The following is a 13,352-nucleotide window of genomic DNA, read 5'->3' as shown; positions in this document are numbered from 1 at the left end:
CATTGTCGCCACATGGGCGTTACCGTGATGAATACACGAGACACAACACAAGGGTTTTAGCATGTCTGAACACTCCCCTGGCATTATTCGCCGATTCTTTGGTGGCATATGGAAGCTGGTCACCTGGGTGAGAGTCACTGTACTCAACCTTCTCTTTTTACTCATCGCGCTGTTAGTGGTGGCCTCTCTGTGGCCAGAGCCTGGCGTCGAAATTAAAGAGAATACCGCTCTGGTTATCGCACCTACCGGCATTTTGGTGGACGAACGCAGTTACGTCGACCCCATGGCACAGCTCCTTGAACAGAACAACAAAGAAGAGTCGGAAACCGTTGTCAGTGATGTCATTGAAGCCATTGAGGCAGCAAAACACGACAGTCGCGTAAAAGAAATCGTCCTCGAATTAGACGGTTTTATGGGAGGGGGCATCAGTAAACTGGAAGAAATCGGTGATGCGTTGGATGACTTCAAAGCCAGTGGTAAGCCCATTCGCGCCTATAGTAGCAACTATTCCCAACACCAATACCTGCTGGCGGTTCATGCCGATGAAATTCACATCAACCCCATGGGCAGCGTACTGCTAACCGGCTTTAGCCGTTACCGAAACTACTTTAAGGGCGCACTCGATAAACTGGCCATCAACATGCACGTCTTTCGAGTCGGTAACTTCAAAGACGCCATGGAACCCTTCATGCGTGAAAACATGTCAGAGTCTTCTCGCGAACATAATGAAATGTGGCTCAATGAACTCTGGAGCGTGTACACCAGCGAAGTAGAGGCCCTGCGTGATTTACCCACCGGTGCGGTGAACGAATTCGTCAATGACATGGATGTTGCACTGCAAGCGGTTAATGGCGATACCGCCAAACTGGCATTGAACACTGGGCTTGTGGATAAAATTTCGACCCACAAAGACTGGGAAAGCAGCCTCATTAACGAATACGGTAAAGACGAAAAGAAACACACCTATAAAGGTTTAAGCTACCAGCAATACTTGTCCGCCATGAAACCTGCCACGCCTCACCTAGGCGATCATATTGCGATTATTGTGGCCAGCGGTACCATCTCTGATGGCCATCAGCCTGCGGGTAATATTGGTGACAAAAGCTTTCAACGTCTGTTAGAACAGGTTGAAGAAGATCAATCCATCAAAGCCGTGGTGGTTCGCATCGACAGCGGCGGTGGCAGCGCTTACGCCTCGGAAGAAATTCGCCAAGGCTTACTTGACCTGAAAGAACAAGGCATTCCCGTCATTGTTTCCATGGGCAGTGTTGCCGCCTCTGGAGGGTACTGGATGGCGACTGCTGCCGATGAAATCTGGGCAACCCCCACTACGATCACTGGCTCCATCGGCGTTTTCGGGGCCTTCCCCACATTAGAAGGTACACTCGAAAAAGCCGGTATCACCACCGACGGTTTGGGCACCACCAAGCTCGCAGGTGCTCTACGTGCCGACCGCCCACTCGACCCCATGGCACAAAGAGTGATTCAAGAAGGGGTTAATCACATTTACCAACAATTCCTCGCTTTAGTGGCCGAGGCACGCAACACCACTCCAGAGGCGGTACACAACATTGCGCAAGGGCGTGTTTGGAGTGGCACCAAAGCACTGGAGCTGGGTTTAGTGGATAAGCTAGGAACCTTGAATGAAGCGGTGGAAGCGGCGGCCAAACTCGCCGGAACCAGTGACTTTCGTACAAAAACACTTCAGTTGCCGTTAACCCCAGCAGAAGAAATCTTACGTGAATTGAACAAGGCGGCCTCTGTTAACGGTATTCCAACCGAGCCACTCGGCACGCAATGGATTCCTCAAAGCTTAATGCAGTACTGGCAATCCGTGATGGGCCCATGGCAGTTACTGGATACCTTTAATGATCGCCGAGGTGTCTATGCCGTTTGCATGGAGTGCGAGTTGAGTACCCTCTAACCTCGATGTGTTTTTCTTGCCCCCATAAAAAAACCGCCTTTTCAGGCGGTTTTTTCTTCGGTTTTATTCTCTGGGTTCGATTTCAAAATCAATTCCAAAGACTAAAAACCTAATACACGCTTCACAAAGGGGATCGTCAGTTTACGCTGTTCCGCCAAAGACGCCTGATCCAACTCATCCAAATACTCAAATAGCTGGTTCATGTCTCGTGGTGCACGATGCACAATAAACAGGCTCACCTCTTCACTAAGGTCTAAACCCCTCGTATGCGCCCTCAATTGCAATGCCTTACACTTCTCGACATCAGACATTGGCTGAATTTGAAAGGTAATGCCCCAAGACAAACGGGAATGCAAATCCGGTAGCGACACCCCTAAATGCTTGGGTGATTGATGCGCCGCCACCAATAACCGACGGCCAGAGTCTCGCAGACGATTAAACAAATGAAACAGCGCCTGTTCCCATTGTGCTTTTCCCGCAATCGTATCTACATCGTCCAAGCACACCAAATCAAGGTCACTTAAATCATCACACAACGAGTCCGGGGAAAAGCGGGATAAATCGCGAAGGGGAATGTACTGGGAGCGCAAGCCTCGGTTGGCGGCTTGATGACAGCAAGCCTGCAATAGATGAGTGAGGCCCACACCCTCTGCGCCCCAAAGATATATCAACTGTTCACCGGCACCACTGGCCTGCTCCCCCAAACTCAACAACGCTTGGAGGTTAGGCGACTCCGGTTCTAAAAAGAAATTGTTAAACGTGGCATCGTCTGAAAGCGCGATGCCCAAAGCCAATTGCTGGGGCTGAGCCATGGTCAATGTTTTTTGTTCAAATTAACGGCGACTGGCGCCGATGCAAACGTTCATACCCCCATTGTGCCTGCAACTGCGCTATTCGCCAACCGGTATAACGGGATCATAGGTGCGTCTTTTCGGTTCTGGTTGGTCTTCTGACCCATTTTTGCCTTTGTTTTGATCAATTCCGCGATGAATCCAACGAAATTGCATTGGATTTTCACCCGAGCCCACTGGCGCAACACTGTTTGTCACGCCCAAACGTCGCACGGCTTCCATGCGTTTATCAAGAGACATGGCATCTTCCAATACCGCAACATCACCATTAAGAGCCAAGGTGATTAACAAGCTGTCTTCTCGAATCACTTGCAATTGTGCTTGGCTCACTACCGCCAAGCCACGCAAATATTCAATAACACCCACATATTCACCAAACCGATCCACACCGGATACTTGGATGTGCAGTGCTTCAGAAGTCATGGGGGAAGACACCACCGCGTAAATACCAGAAAAGTATTCCGTTATCCCCTTGATTCCATCGTTAATGGCTCGATCAAACTGCATAGATTGACTATCAAAAACCTCAAAACGACTGTTATGGTTTAACCACCACCCCACACGCCACTCACCACGACTGGTTTGCGTCACGCGCCCCACTAAAATAGCATCGGCATTATAACGATCAGACGCACTCAAAATGGCGGATTCTTCCAAACTCCACAGCGCATTGGCATCCAATCGGAGTTGATCTTCTAAATCCATTAATGGCAGCGTCATGGGCAAAGCACGATGAGCCGCAGCGTCTTGCAGTAATCCATAAAAATTAGGTGACACCTGCCCACCATTATTGGTATTCAACGACCCACTAGCAGAAACCGATGGCGCTCCGTTTCCCCCTTGGGCTTCAGTATTGGGCATCACGAGCTGTTTGCCCGTTTGGTAATCGTTCATCACCAGCCATACCAAGACTTGCGGGCGATTGGCAGGCCACATTGGTAAACCTGAATTTTGAAATAATCGGCGAACCGCTTCGGGAGAAAAACGAACCGATAGATGTGTTTGACTGTCGATGTCACGGTACGAATACTCTTGCAGGTAAGAGGAAGCTCTACGCAACGCTTCATTCGCCGCCGGTTGGGCCAAAATATCATCACGCCCCGCCACTTTTATCAGCACTCTACGCAACGCTTCCGCCGTGGCTTGTTGGCGTGTTTGTGTACCCCGGTCATTAACGGCAATATCTGCCTGATACAAATCTTTCACTGGTACCGCCATCGCCAAAGAAGGCAACATGCACAGCAGCACAGCCATTCTTCGCAAGTAAACCGCCACACCCCGAGGGAAAACGTCATTAGAGACAAAAAGGTTACGCACAAAAATGCTCCCGTAATGGACAAAAAAGTAAAACTTATTTTTATTCACACTCGCTTAACTCCTGATGAAACGCTTTCGATAAAAGCCCTCAATAAACAATGCGCATTGTCCTTGAGCTAGAGTAACGAGAGTCACAAAAGTTGCATGATGTCTCCACGAACGAGACACAGCACAAGACATCATGTGAAATATCATTAAGTCATTCAGGTATTTTCTGACAAGTGATCATAAATCAATTCCATCTAGCATGAAGGAAGAAAGCCCTTATTTTTTGCGTCAGCCTTCCCAAAACATATGGCATGAACGTATACGAACAATACATCAGCAACATCGATAAAATACAAACACTTACCCGGATAAAAAAAGCACAAACCTGACCAATCGAACAAGAGGTGATCCATGGATTTTGTGCTGATAGAATACGCGCCTTCAGATCCTGTGCCTCAGAACCCTTCGGCGCCAATGTGCCCATTAGTCGAAATTTTATTGCGCAATGTGATCCAACTTTCATTGATTGAATTTATTTTTCTCGACCAGTAATGGCGAGCAGACCCACCTATATTTCGGATGTTTTCACTATGAGTGACCCACAATCTCCTTCTCTTAGCTACAAAGATGCCGGTGTGGATATTGATGCTGGTAATGCGTTGGTTGATCGCATTAAAGGCGTTGCCAAACGCACACAACGCCCCGAAGTAATGGGAGGCTTAGGCGGTTTTGGCGCGCTCTGTGAAATTCCCGAAGGCTACAAGCAACCTGTTTTGGTATCGGGTACCGACGGTGTTGGCACGAAATTACGTTTGGCCATGCAACTCCAACAACACAACACCATTGGCATCGATTTAGTGGCCATGTGTGTTAATGACCTTATCGTGGCCGGAGCCGAGCCGTTATTTTTCTTGGATTACTATGCAACAGGCAAGCTAAACGTGGATATAGCAGCAGATGTGGTCACCGGTATTGGCGCGGGCTGTGAATTAGCAGGTTGTGCCCTAGTGGGTGGTGAAACCGCAGAAATGCCCGGTATGTATGAAGGCGATGATTACGACTTGGCCGGCTTTTGTGTTGGCGTAGTCGAAAAAAGTGAAATCATCGATGGCAGCAATGTTGCCGTAGGCGATACCTTAATTGCCCTTCGCTCCAGCGGGCCGCACTCCAATGGGTATTCATTAATACGGAAAATTCTTGAAGTAGCCGATGCCGACGTAAACCAACCATTAGGCGATACAACCTTAGCCAAAGCGCTAATGGAACCAACGCGAATTTACGTTAAATCATTATTGAGTTTACAAAAATCCATCTCCATTCATGCGCTCTCTCACATTACCGGTGGCGGGTTGCTGGAGAACCTACCTCGTGTACTGCCCGATTCCGCTCAGGCGGTCATCCATACCGACGCATGGGACATGCCTGAAGTTTTCCGCTGGTTACAAACGCATGGCAACGTGGTTGAAGAAGAAATGTACCGCACATTCAACTGTGGCGTAGGCATGGTGGTGGTTGTGAAGCCAAATGAGGCGGAGAAAGCGCTCAACCTGCTCAAAGACACCGGCGAAGATGCCTTCGTTATTGGTCAAATCGCAGAACGTCAAAGCGGTCAAGCGCCCGTTGTTCTCTCAAGTTCTAGCGAATCAACCGAAGGCTAAAAGATCAATGACCAACCCCATTTCTATTGTGGTATTGATCTCTGGTGGCGGTACCAACCTACAAGCACTGATTGATAAGGTATCCGCCGTCGAATCACCTCTGCCCATCACGATCGAAGCCGTCATCAGTAACCGTCCAGATGTTTATGGGCTGGAGCGTGCAAAGCAGGCCGGTATAGCCCATCACACCCTTAACCATAAAGCATATGATTCGAGGGAAGCCTTTGATGAAGCACTGATGAGCCTTATTGATGGATATGCGCCACAACTGGTAGTACTGGCAGGATTCATGCGTATTCTTACCCCGGCTTTCACTGAGCACTACCTGGGCAGAATGTTAAATATTCACCCGTCATTGCTGCCAAAGTACCAAGGTTTGCATACGCACCAACGAGCGCTAGAGTCAGGTGATGACGTACATGGCGTTACCGTCCACTTTGTGACCGCCGAGCTGGACGGGGGGCCCAATGTGATTCAAGCGCAAGTACCGGTTTTCGCAAACGATACCCCTGAAACACTCGCTCAGCGTGTTCAGCAACAGGAACACATCATTTACCCCATGGCGGTGGATTGGTTTGCTCGCAAACGACTCACAATGCGCGACAATCGTTCTTTTCTTGACGGTGAACCCTTGCCAAACACCGGTGTCGTCATAGACACTCTTCCGTAACCATGTAACCTTAAAAATGTAATCAGACATAAACAGCGATGCCGAGTTTGGGCATGATAATGCGGTTTTTACAACGTTCAACACTGAGCAATAATCGTCACAATCGTCACGGCAATGACATTGCTGGCACTAAAACGGATACCATTACCGCCCAAATGACCTTGAATCACCGTACTCGCCTACAGTGGCTCTCGTTACTTGGGCTGATGGCCACCCCTCTCTCCTTCGCAACCTCTTTGCACGAAACAACCTCAACACCCCAACCATCGACCTTACTACCTGAATTCACCGCTACCTACGAAGCGAAATACGGCGGAATCTCTGTCACCGCCACCCGTTCATTGACGGCGCTTGATTACAATGAGTATGAATTTCGCTTCAGCGTGGACTCTTTTTTTGTAGACCGAACAGAAACCACTCGCTTTCGTTGGAAAAAGACACAGGTTTCACCGATCTCCTATCAATATTTACGTGAGGGCTGGGGGCGGGATCGACAAGCAACACTCAATTTTGATTGGGAAAAAAACACAGTTCTCAACAATGTCCAAGGCCAGCCCTGGAAGATGGAAATTCCCCCCGGCACACTAGATAAGTTAAGCTATCAATTGCAGGTGCGGCGAGACCTGTTGGATTTACAAACATCAGACAAACAAGCGTTAAATGAACGAATCCATCAACCTTCGCCCGCAACCGAGCCACAAAGTGGTGCTGGTACTGACGCCACCGACACGCTTTGGCAAATAGGCCCATACTTGATTGCCGATGGCGGAATCTTAAAGCACTATCAGTTTCAATGGCTCGGACAGGAAGTCATCAATACCAAGTTAGGCCAATTTCGAGCAACGAAAATTCGGCGCATTCGAAGTAATGATCCCAAACATCACGAAACCCTCTTATGGCTCGCCGATGAATGGGCCTACCTTCTTCTAAGACTGCAACATCATGATGAGGATCAATCCTACGAGATTAACATTAGCACCGCTGCCATTGATGGCATCCCGGTGAAAGGACATTGATCCTCTGTTTTAACACACGTATACATTAACAGGCACTAACCATGACAATCGCTGAAAAAAAAGTGGTAAGCATTCATTACACTCTTAAAAACGACGACGGCGAGATCGTCGATTCTTCCGAAGGCCATCCGCCTCTGGAATATTTGCACGGTGCCGCCAATATCGTGATCGGGCTGGAAAAAGCCCTTTTGGGCAAGTCCGTCGGCGACAAACTGCAAGTGGTGGTAGAACCTGAAGAAGGCTACGGTGAATTCCGCCCAGAACTGGTACAACAGATTCCTGCCAGCAGCTTTGGCGGCGTTGATGAGCTGGCGGTCGGTATGGCCTTTCACGCTGAAAGCAGCGATGGCACCCCACAGATTGTGGAAATCATCGAAATTGACGGCGATGATGTCACCATCAACGGCAACCCTCCTCTTGCAGGCCAGCGTTTACACTTTGAGGTAGAGGTCACCGATATTCGCGATGCCACTGAAGAAGAAATCGACCATGGCCATGCCCATGGCGTCGGTGGAGAACAACACGACTAAGATTTCGCCGAGTTCACTAACCCCTTAGAGGTTCACTAGCCTCTAAGAAGTTCAATAACCCCCTAATCGTGACGAAACGATGGGGGTTACGTTAAAAAATAATCCAAAAACGCCGAATCAGTGCGCCTCAACCTTTTCTTTCCCGCACCGTGAACAACGATATAGCGTCACCAACTTACCTTGCTTCACGTCAAATTTATTCGATGTCACCACTACCCATTTGTGAAATCCACTACGGCATAGGGTTTTACCTTTATGTTTCTCAGACGCTTTCGGTCGTTTGAAGGGAACAACATTGCTCACATTTCTGTCCTAGTGATTACGATGAAAATTTATTTTAAACAAAACCAAGCGCACAAGCCTTATGTTTCCAACAAAGGCGTCAAGTGCTAACCTGAACGGAATTCGGCATAATCCCGCCACAGTCATTAACAATACAGTCATTAACAAAACAACCATTAACGTTACAAACATTAACGTTACAAACATTAACCTTACAACCACAGCCATTTTTAACACGGCCATTGTTGATGGACATAATGGTTAGAGAGTGAATCGCTGACAACCTTCTTCGCACATTACAAACTGCATGTATCACAAATATTTTGGATTAAAAGACGCCCCTTTCTCCATCGCTCCCAACCCACGCTATTTATTTATGAGCAAGCGACATCGGGAAGCCTTGGCACACCTCATCTATGGCATTAACCATGGCGGAGGTTTCGTACTACTGACGGGGGAAGTCGGCACCGGTAAAACCACCATTAGCCGCTGTCTACTCAAACAACTGCCGAAAAACACCGACATTGCCTATATTTTAAACCCCTCTCTCAGTGCTATTGAGTTATTGGCCAGCCTCTGTGACGAACTGGGGGTAACGCAGGTTGAAGATAAGAACAGCCTGAAAGCACTGTCTGATGCGCTGCATAAATTTCTTTTACAGAATCACGCCAAAGGCCGTAATACGGTTCTTATTATTGATGAAGCCCAACACCTTGAAATCAAGGTCATGGAGCAAGTGCGCCTGCTGACCAATTTAGAAACCGATGAAAAAAAACTGCTGCAAATTATTTTTATCGGCCAACCCGAACTCAACGATGTTTTGGCAAAAAAAGAACTGCGCCAATTAGCGCAAAGGGTCACCGCACGCTTCCACATTAACCCGCTGACCCTGCAAGAAACCGATGCCTATATTCGCCATCGTTTGATGGTTTCAGGCATGTCGGCCAACCAAACGTTGTTTACCCCTGCTGCCGTACGAGAAGTGTTCCGTGCCACCGGGGGAATTCCCCGCCTCATTAACGTCACCTGTGACCGGGCACTGCTGGGGGCTTACACCAATAATCTTGAAAAAGTCGACTTGGACCTAGCTCAAGATGCCACCAGCGAAATCGCCGGTGCTGTGGCTGCACGACAACTACCCCCAAACTTACCTTACTATCTCGCCGGAGGCCTTAGTGTCTTCATTGTTATTGCGGTACTGCTGATCCTATTTGATCGAAACCCGGAGCCCCCGTCCAATACGGCGGCAAATACGGTGATTGCAGTCGAGACAAAGCCTCAGCCCATCGAGCGCGAGCGCGCACCTCTTATCTCCTCAGCAGATGAGACAACCTCTCATGCCATCAACAACTTCACTTTCAACTCAGACCAAGATGCGGTCAATGAATTGCAGGTCGCGTTATCAATCTACGACAAACCACTCACTCCTGCCTGCGAAAAGCTCACCAATTTTGGCGTGCACTGTGAAATCAAAAGCAGTCGGAGCTGGCAAGAGTTACAAGAATACAACCGCCCAGCCATATTAGAGTTGGATGTCAACGGAGAACGCACGTTTGTCGCCATGCGTTTTTTAAATGACAACGAAGCAACGTTAATTGCAGGGCAACAAACCGGCTCGTGGTCATTGTTTGAATTAGGCCGCTTCTGGACGGGGAATTTCACTATTTTGTGGCAACCCCCCATGCATTATCGAGAAATGACGCAAGTGGGTGACACATCCCCTTTTGTGACATGGGTTGCCAACAGCTTCGCCATGATTGATGGCCAACAAGACGCCCTAACACACAACCGCTTTAACGATGCCCTCGCTCAACGTGTGGCCATGTTTCAAGAAGAAAACGGGCTGGATGCCGACGGCATTGTGGGCATCAAAACCGTGCTGCGTTTAAACGATTATCTTGATAAAGATTTTTCCCTGCAACCTAACAGGAAGGCGAATTAACGATGTCTTACATTTTGGATGCCTTACAAAAATCTGAGCAAGAACGCCAGCAACAGCAACAGGTTCCCGGCCTACAAACCCTTCATGAACGTCAGTTAGGCCCACGCCGAAGTCGTCTGAAAGCACCATGGATTATGGTCACTGCTCTTAGTGTTGCCCTACTGTCACTGGTAGTATTTTATTTCACTAGCACACCTGAATCGCGGTCTGCTTCAGCTAAGAACATGCTATTCCCCGTTAGCTGGTTAGGTGAGCAAAACCGCTCTGAACCTTCCTCTAAACCATCGGCACCAACAGCGCGCAGCTCAACGTCTTTGCCTTCAAATACTCTGCCTTCAAACGGCATGGGTTCACATAACAGTAATTCATCAGCCCACACCACAAGCTCGAACCACAATTCTGTACAAACCGCCGCAACCAATAACGACCTAAACTATCAAAATTCCGAAGAGGCTCGGAGTGGTAACGAGACCAAGACCTTGTCCGCCAATGAGCAAAGTAAAACGAGCAACCTTTCCCCGGCACAACAGCGTATTCAAGCGTTATACAGCCAAAATCATCGCGAAGTGGCCGCGCCGGTTAAAGTCAGTGAAAAAAAGCCCTCTAAGTCCTCCGCTCCCGCACAGATATCCAGCGGCGTTGAACCAAAGAAAGTGGTGATTGGTGAGTCTGATTCGAACAAAGCATCTAGCACAGCAGACGATACGCCTGCTCTCGATATCTCCCAGGCGGAAATTGACCGAATTGCTCAAGAAGTGGCCTTAACAGGCACGGCAGAAAGTGGCAACAATTTTAAGCGTATTGATGAACTGCCTGATGCCATTCGCTCAGAAATTCCGGCTCTTAAATACACCGCGCACATTTACTCCGCCCAAACCCAAAAAGGGTTCGCCATTATTAACGGCAAAAAGTTTTACGCCGGAGATCAAATCGATTACGAGCTATACCTAGAAAAAATTGACGAAAATGGCTCAGTTATTAGTTACCGAGGTTACTTCTTTCACCAACCTGCCATGCAAAGTTGGGATGGATTTTAACCTCCACACTTTAAACACAGCGTGCATTTACTGAAAACGTCTAAACAGTAAAGAAACCTTCATTCAAGTGGACAAACACAGAAGCGGTGCGCACCTTACCGTCTTGCCTAGGGTTATCCGCACTGATCATGGAAACCCCTCTGCCTTGCTCATTACACAATTGCCCGGTTCTAAAGCCCTGCGCACCGGCCTCTTCATAGGCTTGCTGTAAGTGTTCTACTCTTAACTTAGGGTTAAGAGGGTGGCTGATGGTTCGACAACAAATTTGGCCGCCATGGCCAATCACCTCTTGCGCAGTGGCTTTTACTGCTTCGAAAACGTCTTTGTATAACTGCATATTATCTTGTGGGTCATTGCTGTCTGCGTTTAAGTTTTTAATGTAAACGGACTTAATCGTTTCACTTTTACTGAAAGTGCCGCCAATTCGCGCCTCTGCAATGTCCAATGCGCTGGAGATATGAGCTGAATTTTTGGCATCTACGCCGAAAATCCAAATTTCGTTTTGCCCTGGGTAATATACGCTCTCTAATCCATTAGGGTGTTTTTGATACGCGCTGTCGCCTTGTTGGAATGCATCTTGAAGCTCCTCAAACTCAAGCTGGGTATACATTTTGGCAGGGTAAAGTACACGAGGTTTATTTTTCATTTCCTGAAGTTTTTGCATACTTTCAGGAGACGTTTTACGGCAATAGTCCAGCCATTCTGGATAATGCTGATAAACCGTTCGAACGATTTTTCCCGCGTTTTGCTTATGAACAACACGGTCGCCTTCAAAGGTCAAACTCACTGGGGTGGCAAAATTGGGGTTACCTTCAGCAATAGTTAAAAAAGATCCCATGCTCTTTCTCCTTGAGTTTATGTATTTCTATTCGCTACCACGCTTTTCCTTCATCTTCCATGATCTCTTGAGAGACAAAAGTGTCATGAATAATGGCCTTTTCTTTCAAAGCGGTTTCTGAATTGTCTTTATGGGTATGGTAGTTAGGGGGGGGATTTGTCAGTAGAGCAATGCGATATCGGGTGCACTGCGAGGGGCCGATGAAATCCAATCCATGATTCATTAAATCTTTTTTCGCAAGTACTAAAGCTTCCTCAATGGAATCCGTCGGAACATAACAGGTGCTGTAAAGATATTCCGATCCGTCCATCACCACACTGCAGTTGGGCAGCACTTTCGACTTATGTTCAATAATCCATACATCCTTGAGGTTCATGGTAAGACCTTTTTATAAACATTATGGTACTAATCTAACCAGTACTAACTCTAACCAAATGAAGGAGCGGCATACAGGGAATGATGCGCCATTATTAAAAAAACAGATTATTTATTAAAAATGAACGCCACTAGCTGTCACTCTGAGTCTCCATCATCTCAAAGCTCGCAGCGCCTGAAGAGTGATTTCCAATCAATACTCGACAAGTCTCCACTTGCTCACAGGGCAAAATAATCTCCAAACGAATTCTCGCCCCATACTGCACCTCGCTTATGTGACCAGCATGGTCCGCCACTGCTTTGCGTACCGCCGCTTCATGGGCAAAATCACATTCACACATAACTACCGCCGACGGTACAAATGGCTCACTCGGTAATCTCTCTAACACCGCCGATACCGCACCACCGTAAGCGCGCTGCAATCCACCGGTGCCCAATTTAATACCACCAAAATACCGAACCACAGCAACCACAATTTCACCAAAACCACTGTGTTGCAACACATTCAGCATCGGCCTACCCGCTGTGCCAGATGGCTCTCCATCATCACTCATAGACGTCACCGTTGTGTTCGGTGCGCCCGCAATATAAGCCCAACAGACATGCCGAGCATCAGGATACTGGTTGCGAATTTCACGAATAAACATTTCCGCTTGATCACGATCTTGCGCACGACCAGCGTGGGTAATAAAACGACTGCGTTTGATTTCTTGTTCAACGCTAACATCACCAGAAGGGATAACAAATGAAGACATAGATGTGAGCTTAGAAGAGGGCATAGTAAGAAGCGATTCTAATATTCAGTGAGAGCGAGTTTGCTAAAAGGGACGAATTATCATTAATCATTCACGGGTATTTACACTCACAACGGATGACAGCCACCACTGCTAGCATCATAAAATTAACGCTGAATCACCAACGCCC

The 13,352-nt window shown here is 47.8% G+C and carries 13 protein-coding genes; 7 read left to right on the top strand and 6 right to left on the bottom strand.

The window, feature by feature from the left end:
* Positions 1 to 61 precede the first annotated feature (61 nt).
* Positions 62 to 1,924, top strand: a complete 1,863-nt coding sequence (gene sppA / locus LU351_RS00515) for a signal peptide peptidase SppA (RefSeq protein ID WP_232592036.1) — start codon at positions 62 to 64, stop codon at positions 1,922 to 1,924.
* 101 nt (positions 1,925 to 2,025) lie between these two features.
* On the opposite strand, the gene hda is transcribed toward sppA, so the two are convergent.
* A complete protein-coding gene (hda, locus tag LU351_RS00510; protein WP_232592035.1) occupies positions 2,026 to 2,736 on the bottom strand; it encodes a DnaA regulatory inactivator Hda in 711 nt (236 codons plus the stop codon).
* A gap of 78 nt (positions 2,737 to 2,814) precedes the next feature.
* The gene (locus LU351_RS00505) at positions 2,815 to 4,092 is read right to left on the bottom strand and encodes a DUF2066 domain-containing protein (protein ID WP_232592034.1); all 1,278 of its coding nucleotides are present in this window, start codon (positions 4,090 to 4,092) and stop codon (positions 2,815 to 2,817) included.
* A gap of 578 nt (positions 4,093 to 4,670) precedes the next feature.
* Here LU351_RS00505 and purM point away from each other — a divergent pair.
* The 4 genes from purM to LU351_RS00485 are packed head-to-tail and all read left to right on the top strand — an operon-like array spanning position 4,671 to position 7,954.
* Positions 4,671 to 5,738, top strand: a complete 1,068-nt coding sequence (purM, locus tag LU351_RS00500) for a phosphoribosylformylglycinamidine cyclo-ligase (protein ID WP_232592033.1) — start codon at positions 4,671 to 4,673, stop codon at positions 5,736 to 5,738.
* Positions 5,739 to 5,745: 7 nt separating this feature from the next.
* Positions 5,746 to 6,408 carry a phosphoribosylglycinamide formyltransferase gene (purN, locus tag LU351_RS00495; protein WP_232592032.1) on the top strand — a complete coding sequence of 221 codons (663 nt, stop codon included), beginning with the start codon at positions 5,746 to 5,748 and terminating at the stop codon, positions 6,406 to 6,408.
* Positions 6,409 to 6,467: 59 nt separating this feature from the next.
* Positions 6,468 to 7,424, top strand: a complete 957-nt coding sequence (locus LU351_RS00490; protein WP_232592031.1) for a DUF3108 domain-containing protein — start codon at positions 6,468 to 6,470, stop codon at positions 7,422 to 7,424.
* 41 nt (positions 7,425 to 7,465) lie between these two features.
* Positions 7,466 to 7,954: an FKBP-type peptidyl-prolyl cis-trans isomerase gene (locus tag LU351_RS00485; RefSeq protein ID WP_232592030.1), complete on the top strand. Its 489-nt coding sequence runs from the start codon at positions 7,466 to 7,468 to the stop codon at positions 7,952 to 7,954.
* Between the two features lie 117 nt (positions 7,955 to 8,071).
* Here the strand turns inward: LU351_RS00485 and LU351_RS00480 are convergent, their stop codons facing one another.
* Positions 8,072 to 8,257: a hypothetical protein gene (locus tag LU351_RS00480; RefSeq protein WP_232592029.1), complete on the bottom strand. Its 186-nt coding sequence runs from the start codon at positions 8,255 to 8,257 to the stop codon at positions 8,072 to 8,074.
* Between the two features lie 286 nt (positions 8,258 to 8,543).
* On the opposite strand from LU351_RS00480, the gene LU351_RS00475 reads away from it, so the two are divergent.
* Together LU351_RS00475 and LU351_RS00470 are read left to right on the top strand one after the other, a co-directional pair.
* On the top strand, positions 8,544 to 10,178 hold the full coding sequence (locus LU351_RS00475) for an ExeA family protein (RefSeq protein WP_232592028.1): 1,635 nt from the start codon (positions 8,544 to 8,546) through the stop codon (positions 10,176 to 10,178).
* A 2-nt stretch (positions 10,179 to 10,180) separates the two neighbouring features.
* Positions 10,181 to 11,215 carry a general secretion pathway protein GspB gene (locus LU351_RS00470; protein WP_232592027.1) on the top strand — a complete coding sequence of 345 codons (1,035 nt, stop codon included), beginning with the start codon at positions 10,181 to 10,183 and terminating at the stop codon, positions 11,213 to 11,215.
* Positions 11,216 to 11,255: 40 nt separating this feature from the next.
* Here LU351_RS00470 and LU351_RS00465 read toward each other — a convergent pair whose 3' ends face one another.
* From LU351_RS00465 to LU351_RS00455, 3 genes are all read right to left on the bottom strand, one after another.
* Positions 11,256 to 12,053: a hypothetical protein gene (locus tag LU351_RS00465; RefSeq protein WP_232592026.1), complete on the bottom strand. Its 798-nt coding sequence runs from the start codon at positions 12,051 to 12,053 to the stop codon at positions 11,256 to 11,258.
* 34 nt (positions 12,054 to 12,087) lie between these two features.
* On the bottom strand, positions 12,088 to 12,429 hold the full coding sequence (locus tag LU351_RS00460) for a hypothetical protein (RefSeq protein ID WP_232592025.1): 342 nt from the start codon (positions 12,427 to 12,429) through the stop codon (positions 12,088 to 12,090).
* 130 nt (positions 12,430 to 12,559) lie between these two features.
* Complete coding sequence (locus LU351_RS00455; RefSeq protein ID WP_232592024.1) at positions 12,560 to 13,183, bottom strand: YigZ family protein; 624 nt, start codon at positions 13,181 to 13,183, stop codon at positions 12,560 to 12,562.
* Positions 13,184 to 13,352: the final 169 nt, after the last annotated feature.

This window comes from Marinibactrum halimedae (assembly GCF_021234875.1).
GTDB lineage: Bacteria > Pseudomonadota > Gammaproteobacteria > Pseudomonadales > Cellvibrionaceae > Marinibactrum > Marinibactrum halimedae.
The sequence above is the reverse complement of the archived record's forward strand: the minus strand, read 5'-3'. Positions and strand labels throughout refer to the sequence as shown.